The organism is Pseudomonas sp. A125 (genome assembly GCF_055409485.1).
Window position 1 is genome coordinate 20,700 of sequence record NZ_JBUZVP010000041.1, and the last position, 17,853, is coordinate 38,552.

Sequence of the window (17,853 nt, forward strand, 5' to 3'; positions counted from 1 at the left end):
CGCAGGCAAGCCAGCTCCCACATTTGATCTGCTTTTACCTGAGGATTGTGTTCGGCTCAGTGACTCAGTTCCCGCTTCAACACCTCATGGTCAATCGACTTCTGCCACCCGCAAATCGCCAGGCATGCCACGCAGTTGCCCAGCACATTGGTCAACGACCGGCACTTCATCAACCGCTCCACCCCCAACAGCAAACCCACCCCTTCCAGCGGCACCAGTTGCAAAATGTTCAAGGTGGCAATCAAGGTAAACAGCGCCGAGCCCGCCACACTGGTGGACCCGAGCGAGGTGAACAGGCAGATCACCAGCACCGCCAGCAACTCAGGCACGGCAATTTCCACCCCGGCCAGGTGCGCCAGGAACATGATCGCGGTGGTCAGGTAGATATTGGTGCCACTCAAGTTGAAGGTGTAGCCGGTGGTCAGCACCAAGCGCACTAGTTGACGATCACAACCCAGCGCCTCAAGTTTGCTGACACAACCAGGAAGTGCGGCCACTGAAGAACCGGTGAACGTCACCAACAATAACTCTTCTTTCAAGTACACAATGAGCCGAGTCAATGTAACGCCGAGCAGGCGCGTAAGCGTAGCGAACACTAAAATCACGAAAGCCGCGCACGCCAGATAAACGACAACAATAAACTTAAACAGCGGCAATACAGAACTTACACCGTACTTTCCCACCACAAATGCCATCGCACCAAAAGCCGCCAGCGGTGCGAACTTCAAGACAACCCGCAGTAGCCAGAACAACCCGGCGACCGCCCTCTCCAGCCAGCCAAGGCAGCGACTACCGACCTTGCCGCCGCGCCCCAGCACCAGCCCGCACAATACCGCCAGCAGCATCACCTGCAGCACCAGGCTTTGGGTGAAAACCCTGTAAAGACTGGACGAAACAGACGTCATGGACAGTTCATGCAGCAGTGCTTGCGGCGCGACCGGAGGTGCCAGACGGTCAAAATACAGATTGGCCACCGCGGTATGATCCAGGTTGAACAGCAACCCCGTCGCCATCCCCAACAGCAAAGCGGCCAGCGACATGAGCTGGAAATACATCACGATCCGACCCACTACATGCCGATGGTGGGGCGCGCGCTTGATACCCGCGACACCGGTTGACACCAGCACAAATAACAGAAACGGCATCAGTAACCCGACCACTTTTATAAAGGCGTCACTGAGCAGCTTCATCTCGACCGCAATGCCCGGGTAAAACAGCCCCACCACCATGCCAAGTGCAATGGCAATCAAAATAGGCAGCGTGGCGTTATTGGCGAATCGGGTTGGCATAATGCTCCGTGGTATTTTTTATTTATTGTTATTGTCGTACCAGGCCACTTTCGGCATATTGGTCGCCAAGGCGCATTCAGGCCACAAATAATAAAGTCTTGTCACGGGATATACCACCATGGAACTTCGCCATTTACGTTATTTCATCATGGTGGCCGAAGAACGACATTTCACCCGCGCCGCCGCCCGCCTGAACATGCAACAACCACCTCTGAGCCAACAGATCCGTGCCCTGGAACAAGAGCTGGGGTTCGACCTGTTCAAGCGCCACCCCAAGGGCGTCGACCTGACCGCCGGCGGCCTGGTGTTTCTCGATGAAGCGCGGACCATCCTCGCCCGCGTGGAACAAGGTTCCCTCAAGGCGGCGCGTGCCGCCCAGGGCATCGAAGGCACGCTGGTCATCGCCTTCACCAGCTCCGCCGCTGCCCACCCGCTGATCCCGCGCATCATCCGCGCCTACCGCGAGCAATACCCGGGCGTGGAACTCTCGATCAACGAAGGCAGCGCCCGGGAAGTCACCGAAGACGCCCTCGAAAAACGCATCGACATCGGCATCGTCCGCGCCCCGGTCAGCGACCACCAGAGCCTGACCTTCCACCGCCTGCTCAACGAAGAAATGCTGCTGACCCTGCCCGTCGGGCACCCGCTGCTCAAGGGTCGCGAGCCGAAAATCACCATGGCCGACCTCAAGGACGAACGCTTCATCCTGGTCCGCCGCCCCGGCGCGCCGGGCATGTACGCCAACCTGATCAAGGCCTGCCAAAACGCCGGCTTCGAGCCGAAGATTGCCTTTGAAGTGGAGCGCATGCTGACCAACGTCAGCCTGGTGGCTGCCGGTGAGGGCATCTCGGTGGTGCCGGCGTCGATGCGCGATGTGCATCGCGAAAGCGTGGTGTATTGCCGGATCAGCGACGCCAGGCCGAGGCTGCTGGCGCCGATCACACTGGTACGGCGCGCGTTCAATCCGTCGGCGCCGTTGCAGAACTTCATTGGGTTGGCGCGGGAATTGGCGGGGGTTTATCGCAAGGGTTGAAGGCCGATGGAGCGTCAATCCACGACAAATAACGTTGCTCCAAGGCGGGTCGATGACCGATGCCCTTCCATGTCATTGCCCACCTGATAACTCATCCCGGCCGTCAGCGTGAACTGGCGGCCATCTTCCAGCTCGGTGTGCAACTCGCCTTCCAGGCACAGCAGGATATGCCCGCGCCAACACCAGTGATCGGCGAGATAACCGGCGCTGTATTCGACCCTGCGCACGCGGGTTGAACCGAACTGGCAGGTGCGCCAATACGCACTGCCGGTTTCGCCGGGGTGCAGCACGGGTTCAATCTTCGACCAATCAGTGGTACCAAAAGGGATTGCGGTCAGGTCCATTGGAGCCTCAGTCAAGAAAGTACGCAGGTGGACCATAACGACCCGCTGGCCGAGGTGATAGACACAGATCATCTGCATTTGTGGGATACACAAACCGGGGGCTGTTAACCTTGCGCTCTACCCACATGGAAACCACTGATGAAGATCGACCCGGCATTTGTGCTTCATGAGACCGAGCACTGGCGACTCAATCATCACCAGTCATCCGCGCTGCCGGGCTACCTGATGCTGGGTGCCAAGGCGCCTATTCACTCACTGGCGGACATGCCCGAGGCGGCGCTCGCGGAGTTGGGCGGGTTGCTGGCCAAAACCCAGCGAGTGATGGAAGCGCAACTGAAACCCAAGTGGCTTTACATCAGCCGGTTCGGGCATATGCCTGGGTTCCCGTTGCATTTTCATTTCATTCCGGTTTATGGATGGGTTGAAGCATTGTTTTGGCAGGATGAGCGCTATCGGGTTCTGGAAAGTTTCGGCACGCAGCAGAAGGCTACCGACGGTGCCGAGCTGACGCTTTTTATCTGGCGGGAGTTTGGTGAAAGCCCCGCCCCGCCGTCGGTTCAAGGACCTTCGGTGAGCGAGGCAATCAGGTGTTTGCGCATGGCACTCAATACCCAAAACAACACATAACCTTGTGGCGAGGGAGCTTGCTCCCGCTGGGCTGCGTAGCAGCCCCCACTAGGGCTAATGCAATCTGACTGAAAGAACTCGCTGACCTTTTTGGGGCCGCTTCGCAGCCCAGCGGGAGCAAGCTCCCTCGCCACAGGACGCTCCCTCACCAGAGGTTTCTGGGGCGTCAGGGAAAAATGTGGAAGCGTTTGCGCATAGGAATACAGGCCAGCTGCAACCCCGATGGCGAATGGTAGATCGCCGGTTCACTGCCCTCATACCCACACCGCCGGTAAAAATCCGCCGCATTCAACGTCGCGTCCAGGATCAACTCCTCGATCCCCAATTCCTGTGCCAACGCTTCCAGATACGCCAACATCTGCTGACCAAACCCGCGCCCGATAAATCCAGGCAGCACAAACAACGCGCCGACTTCGTTGTTCGCAAGGTCCAACATGCCGGTAGCCACCGGCTCACCGTCGATACATCCCAGGTAAAAATGCTTGTCCATCAACGCGTCATAGCCGTCCTCGGCTGCGCCTCGCGTCCACCGCATCATTTGCTCCGATGTGTAGGCCCCAATGCATTGGCTGCGTATGGCCAACAGGCGAATATCGAAGGCGGTCTGTGCATCCTCCAGCGTGGCGCGTCGTATCTCGAACATCTGTCCCTCCATGGACTTCAGGCGTTCTCGTCACCCGGTCGGGTAAACGAATAGCGATCAATATCGGTCCTCAACTGCCAGCCCTGGCCCTGCCAATAGCGGGCGGCGCTGTCGTTGGTCTTGAATACATCCAGGTGGCATTTGCGGATGCCCAATTGCGCAAGGCTGTTGAGGCAGCGCTCGACCAGCACGTTCGCAATACCCTGGCGCCGATACGCGGGCAGCACCAGCAAGTGCTGCAAATAGCCGCGCCGGCCATCGTGCCCACACATCACGCAACCCGCCAGTACCCCGTCCACCTCGGCGACGAAACTCATGCCCGGATTGCGCGCAAGGTAACGCGCAGTGGCCTCGCGGGAGTCGGCGTCGCGCAGGGAGATGCCGGGAGTGTTGCGCATTAGGTCGGTGACGGCGTCGTAGTCGTCGAGGGTCATGATGCGAAGGGTAGGCATGGGCTTGAACCTGAGGGTGTGTTGGGCCGGATTGGCAGCCTACCAGTACATCCGGCCGCCGGCACCGCTCTGCATCAGTTATTTATGCTCACTTCCCAGCTTAATAATATTTTATTAAAAACCGCCCTCCCCCTAGCCTTGAAGCCATGCCCAAGCTGAATCCAACTGCATTACGCAAGGACAGACACATGACTCAAGCAATAACAAAAACAGACACGCTGGTGGTAGGAGCCGGCCAGGCTGGCGTCGCCATGAGCGAGCACCTGAGCAAACACGGCGTGCCGCACCTGGTGCTGGAGCGCAGCCGTATCGCCGAGCGCTGGCGCACCGGGCGCTGGGACTCGCTGGTCGCCAACGGCCCGGCCTGGCATGACCGGTTTCCCGGCCTTGCCTTCGATAACGTCGCCCCCGATGGCTTTGCACCAAAAGAGCGTGTGGCGGACTACTTCGAAGCCTATGCGCGCAAGTTCAATGCGCCGATCCGCACCGGCGTGGACGTGACCTCTGTGGTGCGCAACGTCGGTCGCCCAGGCTTCACCATCCACACCAGCGAAGGTGTGATCGAAGCCAACCGCGTGGTGGCAGCGACCGGGCCGTTCCAGAAGCCGGTAATTCCGGCAATTGCGCCTCAAGACACCGCACTGCACCAGATCCACTCCGCCGACTACCGTAACCCCGCGCAACTGCCCGCAGGCGCTGTGCTGGTAGTGGGTGCAGGTTCCTCCGGGGTGCAGATCGCCGATGAACTGCAGCGCTCCGGTCGCCAGGTGTACCTGTCGGTCGGCGCCCACGACCGCCCACCGCGTGCCTATCGCAACCGCGATTTCTGCTGGTGGCTGGGGGTGCTGGGTGAGTGGGACCAGGCCGCGATGAAACCCGGTCGCGAGCACGTGACCATTGCGGTGAGCGGCGCCCACGGCGGCAAGACCATCGACTTCCGTGAGCTGGCCCAGCAAGGCATGACCCTGGTCGGCCTGACCCAATCCTTCACCGCCAGCGTCGCCCGCTTCCAACCCAACCTGGTGGAAAACCTGGCTCGCGGCGATGAGAACTACCTGGCCCTGCTGGATGCGGCGGACGCCTATATCGAGCGCAACGGCCTCGACCTGCCGGTAGAGCCCGAAGCGCGCCGCGTGTTTCCCGATGCCGAGTGCATCAAAAACCCATTGCTTGAGTTGGACCTGGCCAAGGCCGGTATCACTTCAATCATCTGGGCAACCGGTTTCGCCGTGGATTACAGCTGGCTGAAAGTCGATGCGTTCGACGCTGCCGGCAAGCCACAACATCAGCGCGGCGTGGCCAGCGAGTCGGGCATCTACTTCCTCGGTTTGCCATGGCAGTCGCGCCGGGGCTCTTCGTTTATCTGGGGCGTGTGGCATGACGCCAAGTACGTGGCCGACCATATCGCCATCCAGCGCCAATACCTTGAGTACCGCGAAGCCGCACCGGTTGTTCACACCTCACCTGTCAGCGCCTGATCCCTTTTTTCTGGAGTTTTTTTGATGCCTACTCACACTCGCATCCGCATGTTCAACACCAAGGAAACCTACCCTAACCAGAGCCTGGACAATGACCTGTGCCAGGCCGTACGCGCCGGCAACACGGTGTATGTGCGAGGCCAGGTGGGCACCGATTTCGATGGCCAACTGGTGGGCCTCGGCGACCCGCGCGCGCAAGCCGAACAGGCGATGAAAAACGTCAAGCAACTGCTGGAAGAAGCCGGCAGCGACCTGAGCCACATCGTCAAGACCACTACCTACCTGATCGACCCGCGCTACCGCGAGCCGGTGTACCAGGAAGTCGGCAAGTGGCTCAAGGGCGTGTTCCCGATCTCCACGGGGCTGGTGGTTTCGGCCCTGGGCCAGCCACAATGGCTGATGGAAATTGATGTGATCGCCGTCATCCCCGAATAAGGAGCCGCACATGACCTTTTCAATCGTCGCCCGTTGCGCGGACACCGGCCAGATGGGCATTGCCATCAGCTCATCCAGCATCGCCGTGGGCGCCCGTTGCCCATGGCTGCGGCCCGGTGTGGGTGCGGTCTCGACCCAGAACATCACCCTGCCGGCCCTGGGCCCGGACGTGCTCGACCTGCTGGAGCAAGGCCTTACGCCTGTCGACGCCGTAGACAAGGCCCTGACCCGTAACGGCTACAGCCAATACCGGCAACTGACGGCGATTGATCATCTGGGGCGCACCGTGCATTTCAGCGGCAGTGAAACCCTCGGCACCCACAACGCGGTGTCGGGCGAACAGTGCGTCGCCGCCGGCAATATGCTCGCCGACCGCGCGGTGATCGAGGCGATGGTCAACGCTTTCGAACAGGGCGAAGGCCAACTCACCGATCGCTTGCTCGCCGCCATGCACGCCGCCATCGCAGCCGGTGGCGAAGCCGGCCCGGTGCATTCGGCCGCGGTGGTGGTGGTGGGTGAACTGACCTGGCCGATCATCAACCTGCGGGTGGATTGGGCCGACGAAAACCCGATTGGCGAACTGCAAAAATTGTGGGATGCCTATCGCCCGCAAGTGCAGGACTACATCGACCGCGCCCTGGCCCCGGACCGTTCTCCAGGCTACGGCGTGGCCGGAGACGAGCGATGAACACCAGCCGCGAATGGCTGCAGACGCTGGTGGCGTTCGACACCACCAGCCGCGAGTCCAACCTGCGGCTGATCGAGTGTGTGCGCGACTACCTGGCGGGTTTCGGGGTCGCCAGCGAGCTGATCTACAACGATGAGCGCAGCAAGGCCAATCTGTTCGCCACCATTGGTCCGGCGACTGTGCCGGGGATTGTGCTGTCGGGGCACACCGATGTGGTGCCGGTGGACGGGCAACCGTGGACGCTACCGGCGTTTGCGCTGACCGAGCGCGACGGCAAGTTGTACGGCCGCGGCACGGCGGACATGAAGGGCTATATCGCCTGCGTGCTGGCGTTGGTGCCGTCGCTGGTGAACGCAGACTTGCGGATGCCGGTGCACATCGCGCTGTCCTACGATGAGGAAGTCGGCTGCCTTGGGGTGCGTCCGTTGCTCAAGGTGCTGGAGCAATGGCCGGTGAAACCCCTGCTGTGCATTATCGGCGAGCCCACCAAGTTGAAGCCGGTGCTGGGCCACAAGGGCAAGCTGGCGATGCGGTGTGATGTGCATGGCGAGGCCTGTCACTCGGCGTATGCGCCTTCGGGGGTGAATGCGATTGAGTATGCGGCTGAGTTGATTGGGGAGCTGGGGCGAATTGGCCAGCGCCTCAAGGCCACTCAGGACGAGCGCTTTGACCCACCGTTCAGCACCGTGCAAACCGGGGTAATTTCCGGGGGCAAGGCGTTGAATATCGTGCCGGCCGATTGCCGCTTTGACTTTGAAGTGCGCGCGCTGCCGTCGATGGACCCGGGCGAAGTGGCTGAGGAGCTGCAAGCCTATGCGATGCAGCAGGTGTTGCCGCGGATGCAGGCGGTGAGCCGGCAGAGTGCGATTCGCTTTACTGAATTGTCGGCGTATCCAGGGTTGGCCACCGATCAGCGTAGCCAAGCCGCGGAGCTGATTGCGGCGTTTTGCGGCTCGCGGGAATTTGGCACCGTGGCGTTCGGGACTGAGGGTGGGTTGTTTGACGCGGCGGGCATTCCGACCGTGGTATGCGGGCCGGGGAGCATGGACCAGGGGCATAAGCCGGATGAGTTTGTGAGCGTTGCGCAACTGAAGGGTTGCGATGAAATGCTGCAGCGGATGTTGCTCTCGATCCGTACCTGACTCCCCAAGCAGTACAAATCAACTGTGGGAGCCGGGCTTGCCCGCGATGGCGGTGGATCAGTTGGCCTATTTGCTGGCTGACACACTGCCATCGCGGGCAAGCCCGGCTCCCACATTTTTTGCTCTGTGTTTTACCCCAGCAACCGCGCCAGCTCTTCCCGGCAATACTCCACAAACAACTGCACCGGCTTGGTCAAGGGTGCCCGCCGCAACCACACCGCCGACAACCCCGAGCCCGTCACCGTCTCCGCCAGCGGCACGCACACCAGCTTCTGGCCGTCATAGGTGTACTCGGAAAACGGCTTGGTCACCAGAATCGAAAAGCCAAACCCGCGCCCCACCATCCCGCGCACCATCTCGATCGACGGCGAACTGAAGACAATATTCGGCGTCAGCCCTCGCTCCTCAAAAATACTCACGAAGTACGTCCGGCTCGGCAGCACGTCCAGCAGAATCATCGGCTCCAGCACCAGGTCCGTCAGCGATACCTTGGCCTGCTGCGCAAACCGGTGATCCGCCGGCAGCAACGCATACGGTTGCTGCGGCGGCATCAGCGGCGTGGTCTCGATAGCGCTTCCCAAGTCGTGCTCAAACAGCATCGCCACATCGATACTGCCGGCCGTCAGCGCCTGCACCAGTTCCTGCTGCTCGCCATCGCGCAGGCGGATTTCCACCCCCGGCCAGCGCTGCTTGAACCCGGCAATCAAACGCGGCAGATACAGCGGCGCCACCGTCTCGAAACAACCGATATCGATCTGCCCCGCCACCACGTCATTGTCCGCCAGGGCGTTCTGCTCAAATTCATGAGCCACCCGCAGCAGCTCAAGCGCCTTGCGATAAAACCGCGCACCACTGGGGGTCAACGATACGCCCTGGGCGTGATGGCGGATAAACAGTTGCACACCAAAGCTGTCTTCCAACTGCTTGATGGCCGTCGACACCGACGGTTGCGCGATATAGAGCTTGCGCGAAGCCTCTGCCACGCTGCCGCACTCGGCAGTGGTTACAAAATATTTGAGTTGGCGCAGATTATAGGCAGCCATCGGGACCTCCAAAAATGTGGGATTTCGCCCCAAACAAGTGCAAGAAAAGCCGCTTTTTTTGATGATTCAACTGCATGCAACATACCGGAGCAAAAAACACCGCGAGATATTATTTTTAAGGTCTATAGCAACAAACTTACTAATTTACCTCCCCGTGACCATTGCACATGATCACTCCAACAACAAAAGCGACGCACACGCGCCGCCCAGCGAAGTACGTCAACGTACTCACCTTGCCTTGGAGCTCGTCATGGTTACCACTGCAACATCCTCCGCCCCGCTTATCGAAAAACACACGATTGGATACGTGCCCCCGGAAGATCGCCACGGAAAGGTAAGAGACCTGTTCACCCTGTGGTTCGGTGGCAACATCGCGCCGTTACCGATCGTCACCGGCGCGCTGGCCGTGCAACTGTTCGGCTTGAACCTGGTGTGGGGCATCATCGCCATCCTCGTCGGCCACCTCGTCGGCGGCGTGCTGATGGCGCTGCACTCGGCCCAGGGCCCGCAGATGGGCATCCCGCAAATGATCCAGAGCCGCGCCCAGTTCGGCTCCCTCGGCGCACTGCTGGTGGTGGTGATCGCCGGCGTGATGTACATCGGCTTCTTTGCTTCCAACATCGTACTGGCGGGCAAATCCCTGCACGGCGTGGTCGACGCCATCCCGGTGCCGGTAGGCATCGTTATTGGTGCCATTGGCTCGGGGATCATCGGCATCATCGGTTACCGCTTCATCCACGTGCTCAACCGCATCGGTACCTGGGTGCTGGGCGCGGGCATCGTGCTGGGTTTCGGCTACATCTTCACCCACGTGCAGACAGCCGACTTCCTGACGCGCGGTAACTTCAACATCTCCGGCTGGTTGGCGACCGTGTCGCTGGCGGCGCTGTGGCAAATCGCATTTGCGCCGTATGTTTCGGACTACTCGCGTTACCTGCCAGCGGATGTGCCTGTTGCGTCGACGTTCTGGACGACTTACCTGGGCACCGTGCTGGGTTCCAGCCTGGCGTTCATCTTTGGTGCAGTGGCGGCACTTGCAACGCCGGTTGGCATGGACACCATGGACGCGGTCAAGCTCGCGACCGGCTCCATTGGGCCGCTGATGCTGTTGCTGTTCCTGCTCAGCGTGATCAGCCATAACGCGCTTAACCTGTATGGCGCAGTACTGTCGTTGATCACCCTGGTACAAACCTTCGCCTACCGCTGGATCCCGACCGCCAAGGCGCGCGCCGTGATCTCGGTACTGGTACTGGCGGCGTGTTCGATTGCGGCGGTGTTTGCCTCGAAGGATTTTATCGGGCACTTCGTGGACATGGTGTTGGTGCTGCTGGTGGTACTGGTGCCGTGGACGGCGATCAACCTGATCGACTTCTATGCGATCCACAAGGGCAAGTACGACATCGGTTCGATCTTCCGGGTAGATGGCGGGATCTACGGGCGCTACAACCCACAAGCGCTGTTGGCGTATGCGGTGGGGATTGTGGTGCAGATTCCGTTTATGAATACGCCGCTGTATGTCGGGCCGATTTCGGCACACATCAATGGGGCGGACTTGTCCTGGTTGGTGGGGTTGGTGGTGACGTCGCCGTTGTATTTCTGGTTGGCGAGTCGGGACAGTGCGTATAAGCGTCGGTTGGAGGGGGGGAAGTTGGTGGGTGGGGTTTAAATAGGCTCTTACAAGCTCATACATACCCCACTCTCGGCTATACGGGAGCGGGGTAAGTCACTCGGCCAGTTCTATAACTCAATCAACTAGCCACAACCTCCAATATCTCACTGGGTGTGGCACGGATATGAGCACGTCCGGCAGCCGTTAGATTGCCGGTACGTCAGTTTCGCTTGTGCTACCGCCGATGCGCATGACAGATGCAGACCAAGATCTAGACGATTCGCGGGCAAAGGAAGATAGATGCAGGTATTGGCGTGCACCTCATGATCACCATTCGCCTGTGCATTTCTATTAACAAAATATTGAGCCATTATCAGTTACCTCGCTCTTTGTTCGATTGCGCAAGCACCGAGCCTGCTAAGGTTTTGGTCGTGGCGCTGTACTTATCGCTCTCCAAAACGTGGCTAGCCTTCGCCTCCATTTCAGCTCCGGTTTGCTTACCAGTGGACGCTTGAGCCATCGCTGAAGCAGCCAACTGTTTTTGTATCGCGGAAGAACTTGAACTCCGAAGTGTTTCGGAAGCCAAGGTGGCAACCGACGGAGAGGTTTTTTTGGTGTTATTACTCATTCTTTCGTACTCCGAGTACCTATCAATTTTGATAAGAGGCAAGGAAGCTCACTAGCAGAAACTGTTTGCAGGCGTTGACACTCCAGCATGAGTTACCTCTAATGCGCATCCCGCCAGTGCATAGCATTGGATTCCAGGGATAGCAGGTGCATGAGTTGCGTCTCCAAACATAGCGCATGCACCTGCTGACATTTCCTTGGCCGGCTACAGCCTACGAAGCACTACATGTAGTACTTCGAACCGACTTAAGCACAAAATAGTGTGTTCATGGGGGGCTATGCAAGATACCCCTGCTTGGACGAAAAACGTATTTGAGGGAAATTGGATCCACTCCAATAGGCGGTACAGATCCTCAGCCCCGAGTTAGCAAGCTTTTCCTCATAAAAAGCCTGAAATCACTTGTTACGATTCACCTTAACAATAAATAAAATAAGTCATTTTTTAGTTGGGGTCCTTATTTAAGTGCCAAATATACAGCGCAAAAAAACTGTCATTTTTATGACAGTTGCGCAGCTCAAAGAAGGACATCCTACTGATGGCACTTCCAACTGGGGCACACACCAAACCTGAGTTGCACTCACAAAAGCCTCCGCTTATAGTTCGCCCCGTCACTGACATGGCTCAGCGACAGGGTTTCGCAGCCCTACCAAAATAGAATCAACCTGCACAGTCATCAGACCCCAGGCGGCTCCTGCCTGCGTCTAGCTTTATGGCGGCTGTGCGTGGGAGACCTTCGGGTCTGCCGGGGGTGATTCTTCCTGGTCTGCGAACCCGCGCACAGTTGCCACCCAATCTGTTTCGCAGCAGCAAGGTGGCAGTTCTTTTACCTAAAATAGAATCGCACCTTATGACGACGAATAACCCGCACCACCGCTTCACCCCCATGTCCCAAACCGCCACCGAAACCCCCGTCCTGCTCATCGACAGCGACGCACCGCTCTGCGATCTCCACGCCTGCATCAGTGAACGCCTCAACGCAGCCCTCAAATACCTGCACCTCATGGCCTGTTCCAACGTGTCTGATTACGGCGAGCAAGACATCAATACCGTTGCCGAAACCGCGCGAATCCTGGTCCAGGATGTGTTTGGAGTGATTGAGCGGCGTGGGATGCATACGCCTGTGGCTGGCTGATTTATTTCCACCGTTAAGAAAACCCGCAGGTGCGGGTTTTCTAGTTAATAGGCTTGGCGAATATGGGTAGTGTCAGGGCCGCCGCCATCGCGGCCTCGCTAAAGCTCGACGGCTCCCACAGGGGATGTTGAGGGAGCCGATCACAAGGGTCGCCAGTAAGAAATTCGAACAGCATAGGTCCCCCCCTCTTTCACTTAAAACAGTTTGATGGCAATCTGCCGCATTTGCGGCAAGCCCGCTCAATAGCAGGCGCATGTCGCCAGTACTCATTTTTTTGCATTGATCACACCGGAAAGGATACCTCTTATGAAAAAGCTTCTTTTGGCACTTTTTTTCTTCAATGCAAGCGTTTGTTCAGCCGCGACAGCGGTGCTCAACCCAATGGATTTTGATGGGTCCGACGCTCAGAAAAAGCAGGTTCTTGACTTCGTGACCGCGACGGTAAAAAAGGACTATTGCGGGAAGATCGACATGTGCCAGGAAAGCACACTGCGCATGATGGAAAAGCAAAACCTGGACGCGTTTAAGCAAGCAACCAAAGCGACAGACCGCAAGATCATGGACGCGGTCATTCGTGACTACTGTGGAAAGATCGACATGTGTAACTACGGCACGATCTGGATGATGTACAAGCAAAACTTTGAAGCAAGCAATAAAAAACTTGCTTGGTGATGGCGCCAAGCGTGAGCTGACGCAGCCTCGCTACAGAGGAGCGGACGGAAGACGGAAAGTGAGGGTGACCGGGCGGGCGCCATCGCGGCCTCGCTAAAGCTCGACGGCTCCCACAGGGGATCGGGGGGGCTTGTGGGTTTTGCGCCGGTTACACCCGGTGTGTGACTTATCGGAGAGAGCCCTGAAGGCTCTCTCTCAAATCCCTCAGGCGGGAATGACACCGTCCGCGTACATGTCTGCCGCGATTCTCCAGCCTTGGGTTTCAAGTTTCCAGACGAAGAGGCTTTTCATGTTGAACGCCTGTCCCACCTTCGGCTGCACGTCCCAGGTCACCCAGGTATAAGCCACACTGGGGGCCAGCGCACGTAGACGATCGATACGAATACTCGCCGAATGCGTGTCCCCCACCAACGACGCAACCAGCCCACCCAGCGCCGCACTGCCCGAATAGAGTTCCGGGGTGCCCGCGCCAGTGATTTCAGTTTCATGGGTGTACAGTTGCTGCACGATCCCCGCAGCATCCTGCTCTTTCCAAAGCGTTTCAAGGACACTCAGGCGCTCTCTGAGGGCCACGCTCAATTCATCCACGTGCTGCATTTTAAAAATACCTCTTCCTGGGAAAATGAAAGCTCAGTGATCAGCGGCGGCCGTTGAAATAGCCGCCGAGTTGGTGCGTGACCTTGCCGAACGTGCAAATCAGCGACCGAAATTGTTCCTTCCCGTAAATTTGGGTCCGGGGAATCGAGCTCATGACGGCGTAATGTTTTGAACCGCCCATGATGCCTTCAGCAAGCACCCGGCTGACCACATGGCTTGGGGTGACGCCGAAGCCCGAATACCCCTGGACGTAGAACGCGTTAGGGCGCCCCGGCAAGGTACCAATCTGCGGAAACAGGTTGGCCGAACACTCCATTGGCCCTCCCCAGGCGAGGTCGATTTTTACGTCTTTGAGATAAGGGAAGATGTTCAACATCAACTTGCGATTCCACGCCTTCAAATTGTTGGGGATGTAGTCGATGCAGTAAGTGGCTGCGCCAAATAGCAGCCGATTCTCATTGGTGACCCGGAAGTAATCGATCACCGGGCGTATATCACTGAAGGCCCCACGAATCGGACTGATCTGTTCAATCAGCGCGTCTGAAAGCGGCTCCGTCACCAGTTGGAAGGCGTACGTACTGATCATGGTCTTGTGCAGTTCCGGTTCCAGCCGATCGAGAAACGCGCCGCATGACCAAAGAATCTTTTTGGCCCGAACCGACCCCTTGGCGGTACGCACATGGATGGTGTCGCCGTAGGTCACTTCCAGGACCGGCGTGTTTTCAAACACGCGGCCGCCATGACTGACCAGCGCCTTGGCCTCACCCAGCAGCAGGTTCAAGGAGTGGATATGGCCGTTACCCATGTGCATCAACGCGCAACTGTAGGCCTCGGAACCAATGATCTTTTTCACATCGGCACCTTCCAGATAGGCGATCTCGCAATCCGGGCTCAGTTCCTTGTATTCCTTTTCCCAGGCCTGCAGCAGTTTGCCTTGGCGCTTATTGAAGCCAAGGTAGCCATAGCCCTGGCGAAAATCCGCGTCGATAGCGTATTTATCGATACGGCTTTTGATAATGGCAGCGCCCTGGTCGCTGATTTCGAAGATCGCACGAAGGCCGTCTTCGCCCACGTCCTTGCGGATTTTTTCCAGGTCATGACCGATCCCGGCCATGACGTGCCCGCCGTTGCGCCCCGACCCTCCGAACCCCAGGTAACGCGCTTCAAGCACCACAACGTTGGTGACGCCCCGCTCTGCCAGCTCAAGGGCAGTATTGACACCGGAAAACCCGCCACCGATGACGACGACATCAGCCTCGATATCTGCCTCAAGGTCGGGGAATTTCAGGTCGTACTTACGCGTGGCTGTGTAGTAAGTGGTTGGCGTTTCTACAGAGAGCATGAGACTTCCTCACAACAGTGCGTTCATCAAATCATCGAATGAGGCATCGGGACTGAATGAACACCGTGGTTCACCTCGCGCCGATTCAGCATCAGGTCTTCATTTAAACGCCGGTTTGCGCCGCGCACCATGCGCTATAGAGCCAACGAGTTGACCGAGACTGCCAGGATGGTCCGGCCCGGTTCCTGTTGGCCGTAAAAGAAGCACCCCGCCTGGTTAACATGTTACTAAATGAAGCATTGACCCCGTGCACGATGGGAATTTTCGCCCGATTTTCTGGCACTTCACGGTCAGCCAGCCCCTCGAAAAAACCTGGAATCAGCCCCAGGGCGTTGAAACAGATCACCTATTCAGGCGGTTCGAAAAACACCAATACGGCCTGAATTTTGCTATCACAACGATAAGGTTAGTCGCGATTCAAACCCCATGGGGCTTTACGAAAAACGCCCATCGAACCGCACGAAGGCTGACATCATTCCACTACAGAATTTGTTTGTTCCGAGTGCCACTGGGCCCGGAAAGAGGGTCGCGATGAACACGGTCATGCATACGGGCGCACGGGGCTTTGAAGAGTGGAATCATCACCTGTCCAGCAGCTGCGGAACCTTCCATGCCGAACCGCCCCTTGAACAGGGCTCGGTGACTTTTGCCGGCAGCATTCTTCCCTCTACGAGTGCCAACGCCCTCTGCGCTGGCGCCAGAATCGTCAGCAACTGCCATCACGTGCACCGGCAACAGAGTGATATTCGGCGTGACGATCGGGACTTTTACTACCTGGTCATGCAAATGAAAGGTTCTGGCGTGATGTGCCAGGACAACGGGCAGACCGTTCTCAACCCCAATGACCTGGTACTGCTTGACGTCAACAAGCCATGCGATTTCTATTTCACCGGGCTCTCGGATCAGCTGTCGCTGACCATTCCTCGGCATCACATCGAGTCGCGGTTTCGTCACCGGCAGATCTTGCTTAACCACCGTATCGCGGCGGGCTCAAGGCTGGGAGCGCTGACGGGCATGCTTGCGCAACAACTGTTTGATGTGGGAGAGGCCGAAGCCTGTGAGTCCGAGGCGATGCTCGATGCCCTGCTGGCGCTGATGCGGCCCAGCGTAAGTGAAAACCCAAGGCTGAACGGCGCGTATCAACAACAGACCCAGCCGTTCATGTTGAAAAAAGCCAAGGCGTGCATAGAGGCGCAACTGATCAATAGTGCCCTCTCGCCTTCAATGGTGGCTGATCGGGTGGGCACATCGGTGCGCAACCTGCACCGCTTGTTCGCCAACTGCGGCACCACCATTGGTCGCTACATTCTGGAAAGAAGGCTGGAACAGTGCGCTGAAGACCTCAAGCGCCACGGTGCCTACGAAAAGGTCTCCAGCGTGGCATTCAACTGGGGGTTCAATGACGTGAGCCATTTTTCCAGGTCTTTCAAGGCACGTTTCGGTGTGTCACCGAGGGAGTTTCGCCTGCAAAAGCCAGCCTGAGCGGCCAGGGGCCAGGCATTTCCAATGCCTTTAGCCCGGCCCAACGCTCACGAACACAGCACCGCCTCGCCGCGAAAATCCCTGGGAGATCGCAGGTACTGCTTCTTGAAAATCTTGCTGAAATGCGCCGAATCCGAGAAGCCCCAACGGTAAGCAATTTCCGTAATGTTTTCATGGCGCAGGCACGGATTCCCCAAATCACTGGCGCAACGCTGCAGCCGCGCCCGCTGGATGAAGCGACACACACTGTCCCCGCTGTTTTCGAACGAGCGGTATAAGTGCCGGATGGATATTCCCAGCTGATTGGCCATCCATTCCGGACTCAAGTCGGGACGATGCAGGTGCTCGCTGACCATGCGTTCTATCTGGCGACGTAGATCGTTGATCTGCAGGATTTCTTCGAGCCCGTGGCTACTCGCACGCTCCACCAGGGTCGGCAGTAACAGGGCGATCAACGCATCCTGCATCCCCAGCCCATCATCGCCGGTAAAGCAGGTTTCCTGATCGTGCATGATCTGATTGACGAGTGAGCGCAAGAGGCGGCCACTGGGGCAGTTGCTTTGTAATTTCCCGGACAGCGCACCCTGAAGGTGCAGCGCCCGTACTCGATCCCGCGAGATCGAAATGGAGACCTGTTCAATGAGACCTTGAGGCTCAACGCTGCACTCTCCGGCCTGGTCCATTATCGCCAACTCACCTGGCGCAAGTTCGATCGAATGCCCATCCAGGTGCAACTGGCAGAACCCTTTGCGTTGCACGATCAAAAAACAGTATCGATCATCGGCGTTGTCGACGTTTTGCCGGAACTTGGCGATTCGCCCCGCATTTGTGCGCAACTCGGCGAACCCGACGCCACCCAGATCGCGCTGCATCATCTCGCCGATAAACAGCGAGTGCTCACTGCGAAGGTAGGTCGTGAAGGAACCGCATGCACTGCGGATCGCTTTATCCCAGTGCCCTGTTTCAGGTCGCAGCCCATCTTGGTTCATGATTGGCTCTCTTACCGGCTACAACGCCAGTGTTTCTTAGATTTATGGCCAATAGTTAACATGTTATTGAAAGGGAATTCAACACTCGGCCATCCCTCTCTTTGCATTGCAAAAATCGTGACAACCTCCATCGAGTAGGAGGCGGATTCACATCCGCCGTCCTCTCACACCACCGTACGTACGGTTCCGTATACGGCGGTTCAGGTTACACGGCTAAGCCGGTTAATC

At 58.0% G+C, this 17,853-nt stretch carries 19 protein-coding genes; 10 read left to right on the forward strand and 9 right to left on the reverse strand.

Translation table 11 applies throughout. The features are described from left to right. Nucleotides 1-56: 56 nt before the first annotated feature. Nucleotides 57-1,289 carry a cation:dicarboxylate symporter family transporter gene (locus ACZRN6_RS33320; protein ID WP_322144848.1) on the reverse strand — a complete coding sequence of 411 codons (1,233 nt, stop codon included), beginning with the start codon at nt 1,287-1,289 and terminating at the stop codon, nt 57-59. A gap of 118 nt (nt 1,290-1,407) precedes the next feature. On the opposite strand from ACZRN6_RS33320, the gene ACZRN6_RS33325 reads away from it, so the two are divergent. Continuing rightward, nucleotides 1,408-2,322 carry a LysR family transcriptional regulator gene (locus ACZRN6_RS33325; RefSeq protein ID WP_322144847.1) on the forward strand — a complete coding sequence of 305 codons (915 nt, stop codon included), beginning with the start codon at nt 1,408-1,410 and terminating at the stop codon, nt 2,320-2,322. A gap of 14 nt (nt 2,323-2,336) precedes the next feature. Here ACZRN6_RS33325 and ACZRN6_RS33330 read toward each other — a convergent pair whose 3' ends face one another. Continuing rightward, the gene (locus ACZRN6_RS33330) at nt 2,337-2,666 is read right to left on the reverse strand and encodes a DHCW motif cupin fold protein (RefSeq protein WP_322144846.1); all 330 of its coding nucleotides are present in this window, start codon (nt 2,664-2,666) and stop codon (nt 2,337-2,339) included. Between the two features lie 138 nt (nt 2,667-2,804). Between ACZRN6_RS33330 and ACZRN6_RS33335 the strand changes: the two genes are divergently transcribed. Beyond that, nucleotides 2,805-3,293: an HIT family protein gene (locus tag ACZRN6_RS33335; protein ID WP_464009782.1), complete on the forward strand. Its 489-nt coding sequence runs from the start codon at nt 2,805-2,807 to the stop codon at nt 3,291-3,293. Between the two features lie 166 nt (nt 3,294-3,459). Here ACZRN6_RS33335 and ACZRN6_RS33340 read toward each other — a convergent pair whose 3' ends face one another. Both ACZRN6_RS33340 and ACZRN6_RS33345 read right to left on the reverse strand, forming a co-directional pair. After that, complete coding sequence (locus ACZRN6_RS33340) at nt 3,460-3,936, reverse strand: GNAT family N-acetyltransferase (protein WP_322144844.1); 477 nt, start codon at nt 3,934-3,936, stop codon at nt 3,460-3,462. A gap of 17 nt (nt 3,937-3,953) precedes the next feature. Next, nucleotides 3,954-4,388: a GNAT family N-acetyltransferase gene (locus ACZRN6_RS33345; RefSeq protein ID WP_322144843.1), complete on the reverse strand. Its 435-nt coding sequence runs from the start codon at nt 4,386-4,388 to the stop codon at nt 3,954-3,956. Between the two features lie 146 nt (nt 4,389-4,534). On the opposite strand from ACZRN6_RS33345, the gene ACZRN6_RS33350 reads away from it, so the two are divergent. From ACZRN6_RS33350 to argE, 4 genes are read left to right on the forward strand one after another with little or no spacing between them, the layout of a single operon-like run. Beyond that, complete coding sequence (locus tag ACZRN6_RS33350) at nt 4,535-5,866, forward strand: flavin-containing monooxygenase (RefSeq protein ID WP_416152072.1); 1,332 nt, start codon at nt 4,535-4,537, stop codon at nt 5,864-5,866. 24 nt (nt 5,867-5,890) lie between these two features. Then, nucleotides 5,891-6,301, forward strand: a complete 411-nt coding sequence (locus ACZRN6_RS33355) for a RidA family protein (RefSeq protein WP_154845177.1) — start codon at nt 5,891-5,893, stop codon at nt 6,299-6,301. A gap of 10 nt (nt 6,302-6,311) precedes the next feature. Next, nucleotides 6,312-6,989: a DUF1028 domain-containing protein gene (locus ACZRN6_RS33360; protein WP_464009783.1), complete on the forward strand. Its 678-nt coding sequence runs from the start codon at nt 6,312-6,314 to the stop codon at nt 6,987-6,989. After that, nucleotides 6,986-8,131 (forward strand): acetylornithine deacetylase, encoded by a 1,146-nt coding sequence (gene argE, locus ACZRN6_RS33365; protein WP_464009784.1) that lies wholly within the window; start codon nt 6,986-6,988, stop codon nt 8,129-8,131. Before ACZRN6_RS33360 ends, argE begins: the two co-directional genes overlap by 4 nt. A 131-nt stretch (nt 8,132-8,262) precedes the next feature. Here argE and ACZRN6_RS33370 read toward each other — a convergent pair whose 3' ends face one another. Then, the gene (locus tag ACZRN6_RS33370) at nt 8,263-9,174 is read right to left on the reverse strand and encodes a LysR family transcriptional regulator (protein ID WP_322144839.1); all 912 of its coding nucleotides are present in this window, start codon (nt 9,172-9,174) and stop codon (nt 8,263-8,265) included. Nucleotides 9,175-9,424: 250 nt separating this feature from the next. On the opposite strand from ACZRN6_RS33370, the gene ACZRN6_RS33375 reads away from it, so the two are divergent. Beyond that, nucleotides 9,425-10,840, forward strand: coding sequence for a purine-cytosine permease family protein (locus tag ACZRN6_RS33375; protein ID WP_464009785.1), 1,416 nt, complete (start codon nt 9,425-9,427; stop codon nt 10,838-10,840). A gap of 316 nt (nt 10,841-11,156) precedes the next feature. Here ACZRN6_RS33375 and ACZRN6_RS33380 read toward each other — a convergent pair whose 3' ends face one another. Beyond that, nucleotides 11,157-11,411 (reverse strand): hypothetical protein, encoded by a 255-nt coding sequence (locus tag ACZRN6_RS33380; RefSeq protein ID WP_322144837.1) that lies wholly within the window; start codon nt 11,409-11,411, stop codon nt 11,157-11,159. Nucleotides 11,412-12,258: 847 nt separating this feature from the next. On the opposite strand from ACZRN6_RS33380, the gene ACZRN6_RS33385 reads away from it, so the two are divergent. Together ACZRN6_RS33385 and ACZRN6_RS33390 are read left to right on the forward strand one after the other, a co-directional pair. Then, nucleotides 12,259-12,543: a fructose-bisphosphate aldolase gene (locus ACZRN6_RS33385; RefSeq protein WP_464009786.1), complete on the forward strand. Its 285-nt coding sequence runs from the start codon at nt 12,259-12,261 to the stop codon at nt 12,541-12,543. A 306-nt stretch (nt 12,544-12,849) separates the two neighbouring features. Continuing rightward, nucleotides 12,850-13,215: a hypothetical protein gene (locus tag ACZRN6_RS33390; protein WP_322144836.1), complete on the forward strand. Its 366-nt coding sequence runs from the start codon at nt 12,850-12,852 to the stop codon at nt 13,213-13,215. A 204-nt stretch (nt 13,216-13,419) separates the two neighbouring features. On the opposite strand, the gene ACZRN6_RS33395 is transcribed toward ACZRN6_RS33390, so the two are convergent. Together ACZRN6_RS33395 and ACZRN6_RS33400 are read right to left on the reverse strand one after the other, a co-directional pair. Beyond that, nucleotides 13,420-13,812, reverse strand: coding sequence for a DUF4440 domain-containing protein (locus tag ACZRN6_RS33395; RefSeq protein WP_464009787.1), 393 nt, complete (start codon nt 13,810-13,812; stop codon nt 13,420-13,422). 40 nt (nt 13,813-13,852) lie between these two features. Next, nucleotides 13,853-15,154, reverse strand: a complete 1,302-nt coding sequence (locus ACZRN6_RS33400) for an NAD(P)/FAD-dependent oxidoreductase (RefSeq protein ID WP_322144834.1) — start codon at nt 15,152-15,154, stop codon at nt 13,853-13,855. Between the two features lie 531 nt (nt 15,155-15,685). Between ACZRN6_RS33400 and feaR (ACZRN6_RS33405) the strand changes: the two genes are divergently transcribed. Further along, nucleotides 15,686-16,636 carry a transcriptional regulator FeaR gene (gene feaR / locus ACZRN6_RS33405; protein WP_464009788.1) on the forward strand — a complete coding sequence of 317 codons (951 nt, stop codon included), beginning with the start codon at nt 15,686-15,688 and terminating at the stop codon, nt 16,634-16,636. A 47-nt stretch (nt 16,637-16,683) separates the two neighbouring features. Here feaR (ACZRN6_RS33405) and feaR (ACZRN6_RS33410) read toward each other — a convergent pair whose 3' ends face one another. Further along, nucleotides 16,684-17,625 (reverse strand): transcriptional regulator FeaR, encoded by a 942-nt coding sequence (gene feaR / locus ACZRN6_RS33410; protein ID WP_322144832.1) that lies wholly within the window; start codon nt 17,623-17,625, stop codon nt 16,684-16,686. Between the last annotated feature and the right edge of the window lie 228 nt (nt 17,626-17,853).